Here is a 19,183-nt window from a genome sequence, read left to right as displayed (position 1 = left end):
AGGGGGCCGTGCGGTAGCGATGGGGTCGATCGACAAGTACATCTTCAAGACGACGCTGGCGTCGTTTGCGCTTGTCCTGGTCAGCCTTACCGGCGTGATCTGGATTACCCAGGCGTTGCGCGGCATCGACCTGATGACCAGCCAGGGTCAGACCATCGTCACCTTCCTCGGCATCACCGGCCTCGTGATCCCTGCCCTGGTCCTGATCATCGCCCCGATCGCGCTGATGATCGCGATCTCGCACACGCTGAATAAGCTCGCGACCGATTCCGAGATCATCGTCATGAACGCGGCGGGCTTCTCGCCGTTCCGGCTGTTCCGGCCGTTCTTCTTCGCCACCTGCGTGGTGGCGGCGCTGGTCGCCTTCATCGGCGCCTATCTTGCCCCCGACGGCATGCGCCGAATCAAGCAGTGGGATGCCGAGATCACCGCCGACGTGCTGACCAACATCCTGCAGCCCGGCCGCTTCGCCCAGCTCGATCAGAACCTGACGATTCGCATCCGCGAGCGCCTGCCCGGCGGCGTGCTGGGCGGCGTGTTCGTCGACGATCGCCGCGATCCGGAGCAGCGCGTCACCATCGTCGCCGACCACGGCACCGTGCTGAAGAACGAGAGCGGCTCATATCTCGTGCTGGAGGACGGCAATCTCGAGCGATTCGAAGTCGGCAAGCGCGATCCGACCCTGGTGGTATTTCAGCGCTACGCCTTCGACATGTCGAAATTCTCGCAGGGCCGCGACGTCACGCTCGGAATTCGCGAGCGCTACCTCTGGGAACTGATGTGGCCGGACGAGAGCGACCAGACCTATCAGCAGCTGTCGGGCCAGTTCTTTGCGGAGCTGCATGATCGCTTCATGGCGCCGATCTATCCGTTCGCGTTCGCGGCCCTCACCTTTGCCTTCCTCGGCGCGCCGCGCACCACGCGCCAAAGCCGCAATTTCTCGATCGGCGGCTCGGTCTTCGCGGTGTTCGGCCTGCGCATGGTCGGATTCGCCTGCTCCGTCATGGCGGTGAAGACGCCGCTGGCTGCCCTGGTGCAATACCTGATGCTGTTCGCCGGCATCGGCGTCGGGATCTGGATGATCGTCGGCGGCGTGGTCGTCGAACCGCCGGCAGCATTGATGGAAATCATCAACAGGAACAACGAGCGCATTGCGCGCCTCTTCCGGAGGCCCGCCACCGCATGAGCATGGTGACAAATACGCTCGGGCGTTATTTCGCCGGCCGCTTCGTGGTCGCGGCGGTGGGTGTGTTCGCGGGCATCTTCGTGCTGCTCGTGCTGGTCGACTACATCGAGATGGTGCGCAAGACGTCGAGCCTGGTCGGGGCCTCCGCGATCACGGTCGCGGAGACCTCGCTGTTCCGCGTGCCGCAGCTGCTCGAGAAACTGATGCCGTTCTGCGTGCTGATCGGCGCGATGACCTGCTATCTCGCGCTGTCGCGGCGGCTGGAGCTCGTCGTGGCACGCGCTGCCGGCGTGTCGGCTTGGCAATTCATCTCGCCGGCGCTGGTCAGTGCGATCGTGCTCGGCATCTTCGCGACCACCGCCTACAATCCGGTGTCGGCCAATCTGCGCGAGCTCTCCAAACGGATGGAGGCCGAGCTGTTCGGCTCGGCGCCCGGCGGCGGCATCCAGGACGCGTCCGGTTTCTGGCTCAACCAGATCAACGACGAAGGTCAGGCGATCATCAATGCAGCTCGCAGCGAGCAGCAAGGCATTCGGCTGACCGGCCTCACCGTGTTCCGATTCGATACGGCGCTGCAGTTCAAGGAACGAATCGAGGCCCGCGAAGCGACGCTCGAAGAAGGCCGCTGGGCGTTCACGGGAGTACGCCGATACACCCTCGATAAGGCTCCGGTGGACCAGGACACCTTCTACCTGACCACCACCCTGACCCCTGCACAGGTGCGCAACAGTTTCTCCACCCCCGAAACTGTGTCCTTTTGGCAACTGCCGAACTACATCCGTTCGTCGGAGAGCTCAGGGTTCGCGACGGCTGGCTATCGCTTGCAGTATCACAAGCTTATCGCGCAGCCATTTTTGCTGGCTGCGATGGTGATGTTGGCGGCTTCTGTGAGCCTCCGCTTCTTCCGGATGGGCGGCGTGCAGAAGATGGTTTTGAGTGGCGTGGGCGCAGGCTTTCTGCTCTACGTCCTGTCGAAAGTAACTGAAGATTTGAGCAAGGCTGAGTTGATGCATCCCATCGCTGCGGCGTGGTTGCCTGTCGTTGTGGGTAGCCTCACCGGCTTCTTAGCCTTGCTGTACCAGGAGGACGGGTAGTGGCTACCGTCGCCGCCCGCCAGTTGAGGTCGCCTGTATCCGGGCGGCGCAGTGCCCTGCGCCGTCAACGGAGCCGCATGGCCGCGTTTGGCGTTTCGATTTCTGCTCTCCTTGCCGCGTTCGTCGCGGTCAGCGCGCTCGACGTCGTCGCGTCGACGCCGGCTGCCGCGCAGGCATTCACCTACAATCCGCGTCCGCCGAAGCCGGTCCGCCCGCCGGCCAAGAATGACGGGCAGATGCTCGTTCAGGCGACCGAGGTCGATTACGACTACAACAACAGCCGCATCTCGGCCGTCGGCAACGTCCAGATGTTCTACAACGGCACCAGCGTCGAGGCCGACAAGGTCATCTACGACCAGAAGACCAAGCGTCTTCATGCCGAAGGCAACATCCGCATGACCGATGCGGAAGGCAAGATCACCTACGCCAACATCCTGGATCTCAGCGACGACTACCGCGACGGGTTTGTCGATTCGCTGCGCGTCGACACCGAAGACCAGACCCGCATGGCGGCGACCCGCGCCGATCGGTCCAGCGGCAATTACACGGTGTTCGACAACGGCGTTTATACCGCCTGCGCACCCTGTAAGGATGATCCGAAGAAGCCGCCGCTCTGGCAGGTCAAGGGCGCGCGCATCATCCATAATCAGACCGAGAAGATGCTGTATTTCGAGAACGCCCAGCTCGAATTCTTCGGCGTTCCGATGGCGTATCTGCCCTACTTCTCGACGCCCGATCCGACCGTGAAGCGCAAGAGCGGCTTCCTGATGCCGGGCTTCACCAGCTACACGGCGTTCGGCTACGGCGTCGAAATCCCGTATTATTGGGCGATCGCGCCCGACATGGACGCGACCTTCAGTCCGCGCATCACCTCGAAGCAGGGTGTGTTGCTGCAGACCGAATTCCGTCAGCGCTTCGCGGACGGCGCCTATCAGATCCGGCTTTACGGCATCGACCAGCTCGATCGGGGCAAGTTTACTGGCCAGCCGGGCGACCGCGACTTCCGCTGGGGCGTCGACACCAAGGGCCAGTTCGCGCTGAACGACAAATGGGTCTGGGGCTGGGACGGCGTCGTGCTGTCCGACTACTTCTTCATGTCCGACTACCGGCTCGCCCAGTACAAGGATCCGTTCGGATCGTTCCTGTCGCTGCCGACGGAAGCGATCTCGCAGCTCTATCTGACCGGCGTCGGCAACCGCAGCTTCTTCGACGCGCGCGCGATCTACTATCTCAGCTACTCGGGTAACCAGAACCAGGTCCCGGTGGTCGCGCCCGTCATCGACTACAACAACGTGATCAACAACAACATCCTGGGCGGCGAGTTCAGCTACAAGATGAACTTCGTCAACCTGACCCGCGAAACCGCGGTGTTCGACCCGATCACGACGACCGCCAACACCAACAGCCTGTGCACGACCGCCTCCGCCGATCCGATGGCGCGGTTGCCCTCGCAGTGCCTGCTGCGCGGCATGCCGGGCACCTACACAAGGCTGACGGCCGAGGCGCAGTGGCGCAAGTCCTACACCGACCCGCTCGGCCAGATCTGGACGCCGTTCGCCAGCGTCCGCGCCGATGCGATCAACGCCGACATCTCGAATCAGCCCGGCGTGTCCAACTTCCTGCCGGTCGGCGATACCCAGACGGTCCGCTTCATGCCGACCGTCGGCCTCGAATACCGCTACCCCTTCATCAATGTGCAGCCGTGGGGCACGACCACCGTCGAGCCGATCGCGCAAGTCATCATCCGGCCCAACGAACCCAATGCCGGCAAGCTTCCGAACGAGGACGCGCAGAGCCTGGTATTCGACACCAGCAACCTGTTCGCGGTCGACAAGTTCTCCGGCTATGACCGCGTCGAGGGCGGCAGCCGCGCCAATGTCGGCGTGCAGGCCACCACGCAGTTCGACCGCGGCGGCAGCATCAAGGGGATGTTCGGACAGTCCTACCAGATGTTCGGGATGAACTCGTTCGCGGTCGCCGATGTCACCAACACCGGCATCGATTCCGGCCTGCAGAACCCGCGCTCGGACTATGTCGCGAGCCTCGCCTATTCGCCGAACCGCACCTACACCTTCAGCGTCCGCTCGCGGATGGATGAAGCGACCTGGAACATCAACCGGTTCGAGGCCACGGCGAGCGCGAATTTCGACCGCTGGTCGATCGCCGTGACCTACGGCGATTATGCGGCGCAGCCGGAACTCGGTTACCTGACCCGCCGCGAGGGCATCCTCACCAGCGGATCGGTCAAGGTGGCGTCGAACTGGGTGGTTCAGGGTGCGGCGCGCTGGGACCTTGAAGCGAACAAGATCAACCAGTATGCCGTCGGCGCGGGCTATGTGGACGACTGCTTCGTGCTGGCTGCCAACTACATCACGTCCTATACCTATCAGGCAGGCTCGCAGCCGCCCGTGCTCAGCCACGCGTTCATGTTCCAGATCGGGCTGCGGACCATCGCCCAGACCTCCACGACCAGCAGTTCGGCTGGCATGCAGTAGCGAGCGAGGGGCCTGCCAAGGCGTTTGTATTGGGGGCTTGAATTGGGGGCTTGTATTGCCCGCGGGCCTGTGGCCCCGGCTTGAATTGGTTTAAACGGCTGACATGACCACAATGACGACCGCTAGCCTGCCAACGCGCTGCCATTCGCTGGTGTTGAGTTCCCTGCTGGCTCTCTTTCTCCTGTTCGGGGGCGCGGCGCGACTGCATGCCCAGACCATCGCCGTGATGGTCAATGGCGAACCCATCACCAATTTCGACATCGAGCAGCGCGCCAAGCTGAACGGCCTGACCGGCGGCAAGAATCCCGATCGAAAGGCCATCCTCGACGACCTGATCGACGAGAAGCTGAAGATCAAGGAAGCCAAGAAATTCGGCGTCGATCCCACCGCCAACGATATCGAGCAATCCTATGGCGGCATGGCGCAACGGATGCGGCTGAACAACGACCAGCTGACCAAGGTCCTCGAGAGCAAAGGCATCCGCCCCGATACGCTCAAGCAGCGCATCAGGGCCGACATGGTCTGGACCAGCCTGGTCCGCGGCCGCTTCAAGGAAAGCCTGCAGGTCGGCGAAAAGGACGTCGCCACCGCGGTCAAGGAGACCGGCGAGGCGCCCGACGCCGAAGCGTTCGAATACCGGATGCAGCCGGTCGTTCTGATCGTGCCGCGCGGCTCCCCGCAATCCGAATTCGAGAACCGCCGCAAGGAAGCCGACACCCTGCGCGAGCGCGTGACCTCCTGCGAGGAAGCCAACACCTTCTTCAAGTCGATGCGCAACGCCGCGATCCGCGAGATCGTCGTCAAGACGTCGGCCGACCTGCCGCAGTCGCTGCGCGACATCCTGGACAAGACCCCGGTCGGCCACCTCACCCCTCCCGAACTCACCAAGCAGGGCGTCGAAATGGTCGCCCTCTGCGGCCGGAAGGCAACCACCGTGGACACGCCGAAGAAGCGTGAGATGCGGGACAAGATGTACGTGCAGAAGTACGAGGCGAAGTCGAAGGCCTACCTGCAGGAAGTCCGGAAAGCCGCGATGATCGAATATCCAGGCGGGCGATGATCGACTATCGTTGACGCATGGCTCAACCTCTCGCACTGACATCCGGCGAGCCCGCAGGCATCGGCCCCGACATCACGCTCGCCGCGTGGCTGCGCCGCCGCGAACTCGATCTTCCGCCGTTCTATCTGCTCGGTGACCGCGCCGCCCTGGCCGAGCGCGCCAAGACGCTCGGGCTTGCCGTCGAGCTTGCCGAAGTCAGCGCCGAGGAGGCCTTCGCGGCATTTGCACGGGCCCTGCCCGTCGTTGCGACCGGCAAGGCGGCGACCGCGCGACCGGGCAAGCCCGACGAGACCAGCGCCGATGCCGCGCTGGCGTCGATCCGTCAGGCCGTCGCCGATGTTGCCTCGGGCAAGGCCAGCGCCATCGTCACCAATCCGATCGCCAAGAACGTGCTGTACCGCGCCGGCTTCCGCCATCCCGGCCACACCGAATTCCTCGCCGAGCTTGCCGCCCGGGGCGGGCCCGCGCCGCAGCCGGTGATGATGCTGTGGTCGCCGGCGCTTGCCGTCGTCCCGGTGACGATCCATGTGTCGGTCCGCGAGGCGCTGGCGCAATTGTCGACCGACCTGATCGTCTCGACCGCGCGGATATTGGTCGCCGACATGAAGGCGCGGTTTGGCCTCGCCTCGCCGCGGCTTGCAGTCGCCGGCCTCAACCCACATGCCGGCGAAGACGGCACGCTCGGCATGGAAGACATCGAGATCGTCGCGCCCGCGGTCGACATCCTGCGCCGCGAAGGAATTGCCGCCCGAGGCCCGTTGCCGGCCGACACCATGTTCCACGCAGCCGCGCGCAAGACCTATGACTGCGCACTCTGCATGTATCACGACCAGGCGCTGATCCCGATCAAGACCGTCGCGTTCGAGGACGCCGTCAACGTCACGCTGGGCCTGCCCTTCATCCGGACTTCGCCCGATCACGGCACCGCGTTCGATATCGCCGGCACCGGCAAGGCCAATCCTTCGAGCCTGATCGCCGCACTCCGGCTCGCCGCGCGCATGGCCGCGGCATCAAGCTAAGTGAGCGCGATCGACGATCTGCCACCGCTGCGCGACATCATTCGCGAGCATTCGCTGTCGGCGCGCAAATCGCTCGGCCAGAATTTCCTGCTCGACCTCAATCTCACCGCACGCATTGCCCGCGCGGCGGGCCCGCTGGAAGACGCCACCGTGATCGAGGTCGGGCCCGGCCCCGGCGGGCTGACGCGCGCACTGCTTGCGATGGGGGCCAAGCGCGTCATCGCCATCGAGCGCGACGAGCGCGCGATCGATGCGCTCGACTACATCGTCAAGCGTTATCCCGGCCGCATCGAGATCGTGCATGGCGACGCGCAGCACTTTGATCCGCGTCCCCTGCTCGATGGCGGCAAGGCCAAGATCGTCGCCAACCTGCCCTACAACATCGCAACCCAGCTGCTGGTCGACTGGCTGTCGATCGAGCCGTGGCCGCCCTGGTACGACACCATGGTGTTGATGTTTCAGCGCGAGGTCGCCGAGCGCATCGTCGCCCGTGAGGACGAGGAAGCCTATGGCAGGCTCGCGGTGCTCGCCAACTGGCGCGCCGAAACCAAGAGCCTGTTCGACATTTCGCCCGCAGCCTTCGTGCCGCAGCCGAAGGTGACCTCCTCGGTGGTAAGATTGATCCCGCGCGCCGCGCCGGAGCCGTGCGACCGCCGCATGCTCGAGCAGGTCGCGGCCGCCGCCTTCGGCCAGCGCCGCAAGATGCTGCGCCAGAGCCTGAAGTCGCTGTCGGTCGATCCGGCGCGGCTTGCTGCCGCAGCCGATGTCGACGCGACGCGACGCGCCGAAACCATTCCGGTCGCGGGCTTTGTTGCCATGGCCAGGGAATTGGCCGATATACGGTCCACAAAATAGAACATCAGGAGAAAACGTAATGGCGCGTATGGTTCGCCAATCCCTCGTGAAATTCGACGCACCGCTGTGCGAAACCATCGTGGACACGCCCAAGCCGCAGGGACGCGAAGTGCTCGTACGCATCGAGCGCTGCGGCCTCTGTCATTCCGATCTCCACATCCAGGACGGCTACGCCGATCTCGGCGGCGGCAAGAAGCTCGACACCACCCGCGGCATGACCCTGCCCTTCACACTCGGCCATGAGATCGCGGGCGTCGTCGACGAGGTCGGTCCCGATGCGCCGAAGGATCTGGTCGGAACGAAGAAGGCGGTCTTCCCCTGGATCGGCTGCGGCCAGTGCCGCGACTGTCTCGCCGGCGACGAGAATCTCTGCGCCAAGCAGCGCTTCCTCGGCGTCTCGATCGACGGCGGCTTCGCCACCCACGTGCTGGTGCCCGACGCGAAATACCTGCTCGATTACGATCCGCTGCCGGTCAATCAGGCCGCGACGCTGATGTGCTCCGGCGTCACTGCCTACGGCGCGCTGAAGCGCCTGGTCGATCGTCCGCGCCAGCGCAATCTGCTCCTGGTCGGTCTCGGCGGCGTCGGCATGATGGGCCTGTCGTTCGCGCAGGCGATGTTCAAGCAGCCGATCGCGGTTGCCGATCTCAGCCCCGCGGCGCGCGAGGCCGCGCTGAAGAATGGCGCGGCGGCGGCCTACGATCCTGCGGAGCCCGATGTCGTCAAGCGCATGCTGAAGGAGAGCGACGGCGGCTTCGACGGCGTCGTCGACTTCGCCGGCAACGAGAAGTCGATGGCGTTCGCGGTGTCGACTGTCGCACGCGGCGGCAAGATCGTGGTGTCCGGCCTGATGGGCGGCCAGTTCACGCTGCCGATGGTGCAATGGGTCTACAAGCGCATGACCATCGAAGGCTTCATGGTGGGCACGCTGGCCGAGGGCCAGGAGCTGATGGCGCTCGCCCGGGCCGGCAAGATCAAGCCGACGCCGATGAAGGAAGAGCCGATGGCCGACGTCCAGAAATGGATCGACGAGCTGCGCGCCGGCAAGGTCGTCGGACGCATCGTCCTGAAGAACTAAAGCATGATCCGGAAAAGTGCGTAGCGGTTTTCCGAAAAGATCATGCTCGGACATGACGTCCCGCTGGCGTCGCGATCGCCGGCGGGACGCAACGGTCTCGCAGCAGCAATGCGCGCTTTGGTGCTGCGGAACCTGACAGCCGACCGAGCGATCATTCAGCCCGCGTTCCAGCCTTCCGCCCGCCGCAATTGCGGTGCGACGCGAGCCTCAATTAAGCCCTACCCGTTCCGGATTTGCGGCGCATTGCGACCCAACTCTTTACCGAGATTGGCGTCACCAGCGTTTGCGTAAAAAAGAAATACCGGGGACGCGTATGTCAAATCGTTCAGCGAAATTCGCTGCGGCGCTTGCCGTCAGCATGTTGGCCGCTGCCAACTTCACGGCCATGGCCCAGACCGCCGCCAATACGGCGAGCAGCAATACGGCGAATGCGAAGACCGCGGATAGCTGTCTGTCCGCGCCGAAGGGAACCGCGCCTGCGGGGAGCCACTGGTTCTACCACCTCGACCGCAGCACCAAGAAGCAGTGCTGGTATCTCGGTGACGCCAAGATCAAGACCGTCGCCAAGACCGCAACAGCGCAGCAGCCGCCCGCGGCCGCCGCGCCCGACACCGCGGCAACCGCCGATGCAGCGCCGCCGCAGACCCCTCCGGCGCCCCAGCCGGCGGCCATGCGCAAATCCGTTGCCGACGCGCATGCCGAATGGCCCTCGCCGCAGGCCGCAGCCGCGCCGGTCGCGAGCGCAGACGCCGGTCAGGCCGCGACTGCGACGACCGCCCCAGCGGCGTCCGCCGCGCCGACTGGCGCCAACGCCCAAGCGTCGGAGGTGAACGCCAGATGGCTGGATGCATCGAGCATGGCCGGAACCAACGGAACCCGGCACGCCGCAGAGCAGCCGACCGTGGTCGCACAGGCCGACGCGACGCCGCAACAGACGGCCGCGCCGGCACCAGCCGCCCCCGTGACAGCGGAGGCGTCCACCGAGAAGTCTTCCTCCTCGACGCAGATGCTGCTGGTCGTGATGATCGGCGCACTGGCGCTGGCGGGCCTGGTCAGCGCGCTGGTGTTCCGGCTGACCCGAACGCGTACGCCGCCCTACGAGATCAGCGACGAATGGCGTGCGCCCTGGGATTCACTCCACACCGAGCCGGCACCGCCGATGGCCGTGGTCAGCCGCGACCGTCCGCTGCGCTTGCCGGAGGCGACGCCGCGCCGGTCAGAGACACCGGTTCCGCGCCGCGCCGAGACGCCGGTCGCTCGCCGCGAGACGCTGCGCGAGCCGGATCAAACCGAGCAGGACAATAAGCAGATCGCGGCGATGCTGCAGCGGCTGGCGCGCAGCGCGGCGAACTAGGGTCCGCTCGGGAAAGATTGCAATCGGACGTGATGCGATCGCGTCACGTCCGCAACCCGCTACTTCTCGAGCTGACGCTGCAGGCCGCGCACGAATTCGGTGAGGCCGGTGCGGCGCTCTCGCTTGAGACGCTCGGCCTTCAGGATCGACTGCACCTCGGCAAAGGCGTCGTCGACGTTCTGGTTGACGACGATGTAGTCGTATTCCGCCCAGTGGCTCAGCTCATGGGTGGCGCGGTTCATCCGCCCGCGGATGACCTCTACGGAATCCTGCGCGCGGGTGTGCAGCCGCTTCTCGAGATCGTCGGCTGACGGCGGCAGGATAAAGACGCTGACCACGTCGGCGCGCGCCTTCTCGCGCAACTGCTGGGTGCCCTGCCAGTCGATGTCGAACAGCACGTCCTCGCCGGCCGCAAGCGCGGCCTCGACCGGCGCGCGCGGCGTGCCGTAGCGGTTGTCGAACACGGTGGCCCATTCCAGCAGTTCGCCCTGCTTGGCCATCGCCTCGAATTTGGTCTTGTCGACGAAGAAATAGTCGCGCCCCTCGACCTCGCCCGGCCGCTTCGGCCGCGTGGTCGCCGACACCGACATCTTCAAGCCCGGCATCCGCTCGATCAGCATGCGCGACAGCGTCGTCTTGCCGGCGCCCGAGGGCGACGACAGGACGAACATCAGTCCGCGCCGCTCAACGCCGTCAAAACCCTGCGCCGTCATCGTTCACTCCAGATTCTGGACCTGTTCGCGGAATTGCTCGACCACGTTCTTCATTTCAAGCCCGGTATTGGTCAGCTCGACGTCGTTCGACTTCGAGCAGCAGGTGTTGACCTCGCGATTGAACTCCTGGGCGAGGAAGTCGAGCCGCCGCCCGACCGGGCCGCCCTTGCCGATCATCTCGCGCGCCTGGGCGATGTGCGAGGCGATGCGGTCGAGCTCCTCGCGGATATCGGCCTTGGTGGCGATCAGGATCGCCTCCTGGCTCAACCGGTCGGCATCGAAGCGATCGGAGGTCTCCAGCAGTGCTGCGATCTGCTCGGCAAGCCGCGCCTTGATCGCCTCGGGCTTGCGGCCGGGAGCCGTCTCGGCGCGCCTGGCGAGCCGCTCGATCTCGTCCATGCGCTGCATCAGGATCTGGCCCAGCGCATCGCCCTCGCGCCGGCGCATCTCGACGAGGCTGGCGAGCGCCTGCTCGAAGGCCTTCGCCGCCGCCTCGCGCGCCGCCTTGTCCTCGTCCTCGTTGTTGTCAGGCTCGACCACCTCGATGACGCCCTTGATGCCGAGCAATCCGTCGATGCTCGGCGCCACCGCGTCGATCCGCTGCGCGAGCTCGCCTGCGACCTTCACGATCGCGGCCAGCACGTCCTCGTTGATCCGGATGGTCTGCGCCGAATCGGTGCGCTTGACGCTGAGATTGGCGTAGACCGTGCCGCGCGACAGCAACTCGCCAGCCCGCTTCTTGGCGAGGGCTTCCAGTTCGTCCCAGCCCGGCGGCAGCCGCAATCGCAGGTCGAAGCCCTTGGCGTTGACGGACTTCAGCTCCCACTCGAACGTATAGGGACCGCTCGCGCCATGGCTTCGGGCAAAGCCGGTCATGCTCGATAGCGCCATCGCGTGAAACTCTCCAACAGAAGGATATGGGACTCACCCGGAGACAACGAGACTCGTGGGCAGCCGGTGCGACCTTAGAACGGATTCCGTGAAAGTGGAATTACGTCCACCCTCGGGAAATGCAGAGCTACGGCATGGTCCGGAAAAGCGTGAAGCGGATTTCCGAAAGACTATGCTCGAACAAGAAGCTAAGGCGCGATGATCGCATCGCGCTTTAGCGCTGCACGACGGGCGGCGAAGTGGTCTGCTGGGCTGCGCCCTGGCGACCGCTGCGCGGCGGCTTCTTCTGATTGGTGGGCTTCGCCGGCGTGGTCGCCGTGGGATTGGTGTCGGCCGCGCCGGGCGCCGCGGCGGCAGGCGCCGGATCATCCGCGGGCTCGACGGTGTCGTTCTGGATCTGCTTTTCCGACGCGCGCAGCTTGGCGACGTTCTTGGCGTGCTGGTCGTAGGTTTCGGTAAAGGCGTGGCCGCCGGTTCCGTCGGCAACGAAGAACAGATCGCGGGTACGCGCCGGATTGGCGGTCGCCTCCAGCGAGGCGCGGCCGGGATTGGCGATCGGTCCCGGCGGCAGGCCGTCGATCACATAGGTGTTGTAGGGCGACGGCTGCGTGATCTCGCTGCGCTTGATCGGACGCCCCAGCGTTCCCTTGCCGCCCACCAATCCGTAGATGATGGTCGGGTCGGACTGCAGCTTCATCCTCTGCCGCAGGCGGTTGACGAACACGGCGGCGACACGGCTGCGCTCGTCGGCGCGGCCGGTTTCCTTCTCGACGATCGAGGCCAGCGTCACCAGCTGGTCCGGCGATTTCAGCGGCGAATCGGTGTTGCGGCGTTCCCAGATCTCGGCGAGCACGCGCTTCTGCGCCTGCTGCAAGCGCTGGATCACCTGGTCGCGCGTGGTGCCGCGCGGGAATTTGTAGGTCTCCGGCAACAGCGTGCCCTCGCGCGGAATCTCGCGCACCGAGCCGGTGAAGATGTCGTTGTCGGTGAGCCGCGTCACGATCTGCTCCGAGGTCAGACCTTCCGGGATCGTGATGGCGTGCTGCACCACCTTGCCGTCGACGATGGTGGCGATGACGTCGCGCAGGCTGGCGCTCTTCTGGAACGAATATTCGCCTGGCTTGAGATCGGAGCTCGCCTTCAGCGCAAACACGCTGCCGATGAAGACCCACGGATTGACGTTGATGACGCCCTCGCGCGACAGCACGTCGGCGATGTCTCGCTTGCCGGCGCGCGCGGGGATGTTGACGATCTTGTCTTCCTGCAGCGGCCCCGGCGATTCCAGCGTCTGCTTGCCGTAGTAGTAGGTGGCGCCGGCGCCGATCATCAGGATGATCAGGATGGTGAAGATGGCATTGCCGACGATCACGAAGGGATTGCGGGCACGATCCGAGCGCTTGGGCGGCGGCGGAACCTGCTCGGGCTCCAGCGCGGCACGTGGACTCCGTGGTGAAATGGGCGGCCTCTCACTCATCGATGCAAACCAATATCCTGCCGGTTGAATCGTGGCCGGACAAACCCCTGCCCTGCCAATAGCATGCGCCCGCTATTAGGAGTCACCGCGGAATACGGCAAAACGGTGGACTAGTTCTAAAGTCCCATTCCGATCGCATCGGAACGGGACTTGAGATTCTTATTTTGATGCGTTTTCTTCACGCGAACCGGTACCCACTTCGCTCGAAAACGCTCTAACGACCTACTAATTGGTCACGCGCTGCACGATCACGGAGGCGTTTGTGCCACCGAAACCGAAGGAATTGGACAGCGCCACATTCACGTCACGCTTGCGCGACGTATGCGGCACAAGATCGATCGCCGTTTGCACCGACGGATTGTCGAGATTGATGGTCGGCGGCACCACGTTATCGCGAATCGCCAGCACCGCGAAGATCGCCTCGATCGCACCGGCCGCGCCGAGCAGATGTCCGGTCGCCGATTTGGTCGACGACATCGAGACCTTCGAAGCCGCATTGCCGAGCAGACGCTCGACCGCGCCGAGCTCGATCTCGTCGCCGACCTGCGTCGAGGTGCCGTGCGCATTGATGTAGTCGAGATCCGATGCGACGAGGCCGGCGCGCTTCAGCGCCATGCTCATGCTGCGGAAGCCGCCATTGCCGTCCGGCGGCGGCGAGGTGATGTGGAAGGCATCGCCCGACAGGCCGTAGCCGGTGACCTCGGCATAGATCTTCGCACCACGCTGTTTGGCGTGCTCGTATTCCTCGAGCACGAGGACGCCGGCACCCTCGCCCATCACGAAGCCGTCGCGATCCTTGTCGTAGGGCCGCGATGCCTTTTCCGGCGTGTCGTTGAAGCCGGTGGACAGCGCACGCGCCGCGCAGAAGCCTGCGATGCCGATGCGGGAGATCGGCGATTCGGCGCCACCTGCGAGCATCACGTCGGCGTCGCCGAGCGCGATCAGCCGCGCCGCGTCACCGACGGCGTGGGCGCCGGTCGAGCAGGCCGTGACGACCGAATGATTGGGGCCCTTCAGGCCGTGCTCGATCGAGACGTAGCCGGACGCCAGATTGATCAGGCGGCCCGGAATGAAGAAGGGAGAGACCCTGCGCGGTCCACGTTCCTTGAGCAGCACCGCGGTCTCGGCAATCCCGGTGAGGCCACCGATGCCGGAGCCGATCATCGTGCCGGTCGCGAACTGGTCCTCATCGGACTTCGGATGCCAGTCGGCGTCGTCGAGCGCCTGCCTGGCCGCGCACATCGCGTAAAGGATGAAGTCGTCGACCTTGCGCTGGTCCTTCGGCTCCATCCACTGATCCGGATTGAAGGTGCCGTTGGAGCCGTCGCCGCGCGGAATGTAGCAGGCGACCTGGCTCGGCAGGTCGGACACTTCGAAGGTGTCGATCTTCTTGCCGCCGCTGTCGCCGGCGAGGATGCGCGCCCAAGTTGCGTCAACGCCGCAGCCGAGCGGTGTAACCATGCCCAGCCCCGTGACGACAACTCGTCTCATTTCAACGTCTCCGGCCAGCAATGCGCGGCTAATAATAAGAAGCCGGGGGACCGCTCGAACACGGTCCGTCCGGCCCCGTCAACTTCGCGATCGGCGTCAGCTCTTCGCGTTCTTCTCGAGAAACTTGGTCGCGTCGCCCACGGTCAGAATCGTCTCCGCGGCGTCGTCGGGAATCTCGCAACCGAATTCTTCTTCGAAAGCCATCACGAGCTCGACGGTGTCGAGGCTGTCGGCGCCGAGGTCATCGATGAAGCTCGCGCTATCGACCACCTTCTCGGGTTCGACACCAAGGTGCTCGACCACAATCTTCTTAACCCGCTCGCCAATCTCACTCATCGTTCAACCTCGTTGTTCCATTGGACCCGACCCCAAGACGATACGAGCCATCGTGGTCGTCTCGATTACTCAGTCGCGCATAGTCTTGATTCGGCCCGGTCGTAGCCGACTAAAGCCCCGGCGAACGGCAGGCGTCGCCACGCCAATATACAGGGTTTCAAAATCCTGCAATGGCGTTCTTTGCCCATCCATGGGGGGTTCAGCTATCATACTTCCAAAGCCTTGACTACACGCCTGAACCGGCTCCCGAAAACGGCTTTTCGCCGCATTGCGAGAGCCAGCAACCAGCTCAAATCATAGCCATGCCGCCGTTGACGTGAATCGTCTGTCCGGTGACGTAGGCGGCCTCGTTCGAGGCCAGATAGACGGCTGCCGCAGCGATATCCTCGGGCGTTCCGAGCCGCGCCGCAGGAACCTTCGCCAGGATGGTCTCGCGCTGCTTGTCGTTGAGCGCGTCCGTCATCGGCGTCTTGATGAAGCCCGGCGCGATGCAGTTCGCGGTCACGCCGCGCTTGGCGTATTCGGCGCCCAGCGTCTTGATCAGGCCGATGATGCCGGCCTTCGACGCGGTGTAGTTGCCTTGCCCCGGATTGCCGGTGACGCCGACGATCGAGGTGATCGCAATGATGCGGCCGAAGCGCTTGCGCATCATCAATTTGGTCGCCGCGCGCGCCAGGCGGAATGTCGCGGTCAGGTTGACCGCGATCACGTCGTCCCAATCCTCGTCGCGCAGCTGCACGAACAGGTTGTCGCGGGTGATGCCGGCATTCGCGATCAGGATGTCGACCTGCCCCATAGCAGCTTCCGCCGCCGGCACCAGCGCCTCGACGTCATCCTTGCTGGAGAGATTGCACGGCAGCACATGAACGCGCTCGCCGAGCTTGGCCGCGAAGCCGTCCAGCACCTCGCGCCGCGTCCCCGAAATCGCGACCGTCGCGCCCTGTGCATGCAGCGCCTGCGCGATCGCGCCGCCGATGCCGCCGGTTGCGCCCGTCACGAGCGCCGTCTTGCCAGTCAGATCAAACATCGAATTCTCCTTCCGGCTGCTTTACGCCGAAGCTGCCAGCGCGTCCTTGGCTGCAGCGATATCGTTCGGGCCGCCGACGGACACGCCGACCGCGCCATCGGCGATGCGCTTGACGAGGCCGCTCAGCACCTTGCCGGCGCCGATCTCGAAGAACCGCGTCACGCCCTGGCCTGCCATATAGGCAACCGACTCGCGCCAGCGAACCGTCCCCGTGACCTGCTCGACCAGGCGGCGGCGGATCTCGTCGGGATCGGTGATGGCGGAAGCCAGCACGTTGGAGACCAGCGGCGCCGCGGGCGCCTTGATGGTGACGCCGGCCAGCGCCTCGGCCATCGCATCGGCCGCCGGCTGCATCAGCTTGCAGTGGAACGGCGCCGACACCGGCAGCAGCATGGCCCGCTTGGCGCCCTTGGTCTTGGCGATCTCGACTGCGCGGTCGACGGCCGCCTTGTCCCCGGAGACCACCACCTGGCCACCACCATTGTCGTTGGCGGCCTGGCAGACCTGGCCCCGCGCCGCCTCATTGGCGATTGCGACCGCCGCCTCGTAGTCGAGGCCGAGCAGCGCCGCCATCGCACCGGCGCCGACCGGCACCGCCTTCTGCATGGCGAGCCCGCGGGTGCGCAGCAGCCGCGCGGTGTCGCTGACCGTCAGGCTGCCGGCGGCGGCAAGCGCCGAATACTCGCCGAGCGAGTGCCCGGCAACGAAGGCCGCGTTGCGGCCGACCGAGAAGCCGGCTTCGCTCTCGAGCACGCGCAACGTGGCGATCGAGACCGCCATCAGCGCCGGCTGGGCATTTTCCGTCAGCTGCAATGTCTCGCCCGGACCATCCCAGATGATCGCGGTCAGCTTCTCGCCCAGCGCGGAATCGACCTCGTCGAACACGGCCTTGGCGATCGGAAAGGCGTCGGCCAGGGCCTTGCCCATGCCAACCGCCTGCGAGCCCTGCCCGGGAAATGTGAATGCTGCCGTCATCGGCGCTCCCTACCTTGTTGAGCGTGATCCCCGCGCAAGCGCCGCGCCTGCCGCAGGGGAAAACGGTATCCCGTCGCGCGAAACGCGCCACAGCGGGTCCGGACCAATTCCCTGCAACCAAGTCTTGCAACCGGCCTCGGACCGGGCCGTAAGACACTGATGGGGGGCGCGATGTCAAGCCGCGCGCGCGGAACCCTGGGGATGCCGGGGGCCGGCTCCGGCTAGAATCCGCCGGCATTCTGGTCGGCGTTAACCTCGGCGCCGGCCCGCGCCCGGCGCGCGCTGTTGACCAGTTGGCCCGGGCGGTCTTCCCGATCGGGCTTGGCGGTCGCCAGCCGCAGCACGGCGGCATAGCCCGGCTGGACTTCCATCCGGTCGGCATAGCGGCTTCCGCTCAGGATGCGGTGGACGCGCGGCAGGTTGTAGCAGGGCACGTAGAACAGCAGGTGATGCTCGAGGTGGTAGTTCACGTAATACGGCGCGATGAACAGCCGCTCGAGGACATTGGCCCGCGTGGTGCGGGTGTTGCGCAAGGGGTCGGCGCTGTCGGGCACGACGGCATGTTCGGCGATGTTGCGGATCCGCGTGATCACCATCATCCAGGTCAGCAACGGCACCAGCCACAACAGCGGATAGGCCCACCACACGCCCGCGGCGGCAAGTCCTGCGAACAGCAGCGCGTTGGTGACGCATTGCGGCCCGAGCTTCTCCCAGAAGTTGGCGGCGCGCTGCGATAACGGCCACTCTTTCGGCCCGATCGCATTGAGCAGTTGCGCCTTGCGCTGCTGGTAGCCGGTCTGCCCGGTGATATCGCGGAGGAATTTCCGGCGGTAGCTCATCTTCGTGATCGGAAACGGCGCGGACAGCACCAGATCCGGATCATCCTCCTGCTGCGTCCGCGCGTGATGCTGCAAATGATAGCGGCGATAGCCGCGGGTCTCCGCGAAGATCGGATAGGCGCAGAACCACTGGCTCAGCGTGAGATTGGTCTTCTCGTTCGCCGAGAGACAGCCATGCGCACCGTCATGCATCAGGATGGCGAGCCCGAGCTGGCGCGAGCCGATGATCGCAACCGCCAGCAGATAGGTCAGCGGATTGGGCCACCACGCAACCAGAGCGATCGCGCCCAGGATCAGCGCCCAGGCGTGCACGATCAGCGCTGCGCCCTTCCACGTCGTGCGTTGCCGGACCTTGACCAGTTCGTCCTCGGTGAGGAAATCGCGGGCACGCATGCGCAGCGCAGTCATGAGCTTGTCTCCCCGTCCGTTGAGGGTGAATGATCGCGATCGCCGACCAGGCGCAGCCGCGATCCATCATTGGCCGACGTCGATGTCGCCTGCTCGCCGAGCGCGCGCAGCAACTCGCGGCACATCTCCTCGGCGCCGCGGCCCATCGCAAAACCTTCGACGATCACGCCGATCGCAATCGCCCAGAAGCGCCGCGAACTCTCCTCGGGCGCGCGCAGCGAGCGCCAGCCATGTCGCTCGACCTGGTCCGCATAGGCGCGCGCGCCTTCGCTGTGCAGACGCTCGATGGTGCGCTCGACTAGAGGCGCGAGATCCTGCCGCCGCCGCGTCAAGGTCAAGGCCTCGGCGAAGAAGGCGACCGTGTCGGTCGCGGTCACCGTCTCGGCCAAGGCGCGCGTGTAATCCCGTGGCGTGTGGGCCTTCAGGGCGGCCTGCTCGGTCGCGCGCGCGAGATAAAGCATGTCGCGGCTGGCGGCTTCGACGAACAGCGCCTCCTTGGTGCGGAAGTAATAGGTGATCTGGCTCGGAAAGGCGTCTGCCGCTGCGGCGATATCGGAGATCGACGTGCCCGAGAGCCCGCGCTCCTTGAACAGGCGGCTGGCGGCATCGAGCAACAGCGAGCGCATCTTGCGCCCCGCCGACCGTGTCGCGCGGACCGCGTGCTTCGGATCGGGCGCAGGCATGCCGCTGGCGGTCTCCGAACCCATCGATCATCCTCCCTGAGATATTTGTATGATGTACAAACAAAGAAATCAACCCGGAACTGCGCGAAGTTGCGCCGAACGGCCGGGAGGGCTACGACCCGTCGCAAATCCGGGGGCCAAGAACCCTCTACCGACCCTTGCCTTCGCGGCCAAAATCCGTATAAAGCGCCCCATTCGTGGGCTC

17 protein-coding genes are annotated in these 19,183 nt (G+C 65.2%); 8 read left to right on the top strand and 9 right to left on the bottom strand.

What is annotated here, in order from left to right; genetic code table 11:
* Window positions 1-19 precede the first annotated feature (19 nt).
* From lptF to ACOIX3_RS17905, 8 genes are all read left to right on the top strand, one after another.
* Window positions 20-1,186, top strand: a complete 1,167-nt coding sequence (lptF, locus tag ACOIX3_RS17940) for an LPS export ABC transporter permease LptF (protein ID WP_420971165.1) — start codon at window positions 20-22, stop codon at window positions 1,184-1,186.
* The gene (gene lptG, locus ACOIX3_RS17935) at window positions 1,183-2,280 is read left to right on the top strand and encodes an LPS export ABC transporter permease LptG (protein ID WP_092113464.1); all 1,098 of its coding nucleotides are present in this window, start codon (window positions 1,183-1,185) and stop codon (window positions 2,278-2,280) included. Before lptF ends, lptG begins: the two co-directional genes overlap by 4 nt.
* 77 nt (window positions 2,281-2,357) lie before the next feature.
* Window positions 2,358-4,775 carry an LPS-assembly protein LptD gene (locus tag ACOIX3_RS17930; RefSeq protein ID WP_420971164.1) on the top strand — a complete coding sequence of 806 codons (2,418 nt, stop codon included), beginning with the start codon at window positions 2,358-2,360 and terminating at the stop codon, window positions 4,773-4,775.
* 112 nt (window positions 4,776-4,887) lie between these two features.
* On the top strand, window positions 4,888-5,835 hold the full coding sequence (locus ACOIX3_RS17925) for a SurA N-terminal domain-containing protein (protein WP_420971162.1): 948 nt from the start codon (window positions 4,888-4,890) through the stop codon (window positions 5,833-5,835).
* A 17-nt stretch (window positions 5,836-5,852) separates the two neighbouring features.
* Complete coding sequence (gene pdxA / locus ACOIX3_RS17920) at window positions 5,853-6,854, top strand: 4-hydroxythreonine-4-phosphate dehydrogenase PdxA (RefSeq protein WP_420971160.1); 1,002 nt, start codon at window positions 5,853-5,855, stop codon at window positions 6,852-6,854.
* Window positions 6,855-7,709: a 16S rRNA (adenine(1518)-N(6)/adenine(1519)-N(6))-dimethyltransferase RsmA gene (rsmA, locus tag ACOIX3_RS17915; protein ID WP_420971158.1), complete on the top strand. Its 855-nt coding sequence runs from the start codon at window positions 6,855-6,857 to the stop codon at window positions 7,707-7,709.
* A gap of 19 nt (window positions 7,710-7,728) precedes the next feature.
* On the top strand, window positions 7,729-8,787 hold the full coding sequence (locus ACOIX3_RS17910; RefSeq protein ID WP_420971157.1) for an alcohol dehydrogenase: 1,059 nt from the start codon (window positions 7,729-7,731) through the stop codon (window positions 8,785-8,787).
* Between the two features lie 313 nt (window positions 8,788-9,100).
* Entirely contained in the window at window positions 9,101-10,141 is a 1,041-nt protein-coding gene (locus tag ACOIX3_RS17905; RefSeq protein WP_420971156.1) for a hypothetical protein, read from the top strand.
* A 59-nt stretch (window positions 10,142-10,200) separates the two neighbouring features.
* Here the strand turns inward: ACOIX3_RS17905 and gmk are convergent, their stop codons facing one another.
* The 9 genes from gmk to ACOIX3_RS17860 form a co-directional block, all read right to left on the bottom strand.
* Window positions 10,201-10,854, bottom strand: a complete 654-nt coding sequence (gmk, locus tag ACOIX3_RS17900) for a guanylate kinase (protein ID WP_420971155.1) — start codon at window positions 10,852-10,854, stop codon at window positions 10,201-10,203.
* A 3-nt stretch (window positions 10,855-10,857) separates the two neighbouring features.
* Entirely contained in the window at window positions 10,858-11,745 is an 888-nt protein-coding gene (locus ACOIX3_RS17895; protein WP_420971154.1) for a YicC/YloC family endoribonuclease, read from the bottom strand.
* A gap of 214 nt (window positions 11,746-11,959) precedes the next feature.
* Window positions 11,960-13,219: an endolytic transglycosylase MltG gene (mltG, locus tag ACOIX3_RS17890; RefSeq protein ID WP_420971152.1), complete on the bottom strand. Its 1,260-nt coding sequence runs from the start codon at window positions 13,217-13,219 to the stop codon at window positions 11,960-11,962.
* Between the two features lie 225 nt (window positions 13,220-13,444).
* Entirely contained in the window at window positions 13,445-14,710 is a 1,266-nt protein-coding gene (fabF, locus tag ACOIX3_RS17885; protein ID WP_420971151.1) for a beta-ketoacyl-ACP synthase II, read from the bottom strand.
* A 96-nt stretch (window positions 14,711-14,806) separates the two neighbouring features.
* Window positions 14,807-15,046, bottom strand: coding sequence for an acyl carrier protein (locus tag ACOIX3_RS17880; RefSeq protein WP_002716125.1), 240 nt, complete (start codon window positions 15,044-15,046; stop codon window positions 14,807-14,809).
* 289 nt (window positions 15,047-15,335) lie between these two features.
* Window positions 15,336-16,073 carry a 3-oxoacyl-[acyl-carrier-protein] reductase gene (fabG, locus tag ACOIX3_RS17875; protein ID WP_024581467.1) on the bottom strand — a complete coding sequence of 246 codons (738 nt, stop codon included), beginning with the start codon at window positions 16,071-16,073 and terminating at the stop codon, window positions 15,336-15,338.
* Between the two features lie 21 nt (window positions 16,074-16,094).
* A complete protein-coding gene (gene fabD, locus ACOIX3_RS17870) occupies window positions 16,095-17,048 on the bottom strand; it encodes an ACP S-malonyltransferase (RefSeq protein ID WP_420971150.1) in 954 nt (317 codons plus the stop codon).
* 221 nt (window positions 17,049-17,269) lie between these two features.
* Window positions 17,270-18,295: a fatty acid desaturase family protein gene (locus ACOIX3_RS17865; RefSeq protein ID WP_420971148.1), complete on the bottom strand. Its 1,026-nt coding sequence runs from the start codon at window positions 18,293-18,295 to the stop codon at window positions 17,270-17,272.
* Window positions 18,292-19,002, bottom strand: coding sequence for a TetR/AcrR family transcriptional regulator C-terminal domain-containing protein (locus ACOIX3_RS17860; protein WP_420971147.1), 711 nt, complete (start codon window positions 19,000-19,002; stop codon window positions 18,292-18,294). Before ACOIX3_RS17860 ends, ACOIX3_RS17865 begins: the two co-directional genes overlap by 4 nt.
* Window positions 19,003-19,183: the final 181 nt, after the last annotated feature.

It is taken from the genome of Bradyrhizobium sp. B120 (assembly GCF_049075665.1).
GTDB lineage: Bacteria > Pseudomonadota > Alphaproteobacteria > Rhizobiales > Xanthobacteraceae > Bradyrhizobium.
This window is presented reverse-complemented; position numbering and strand designations above follow the sequence as displayed.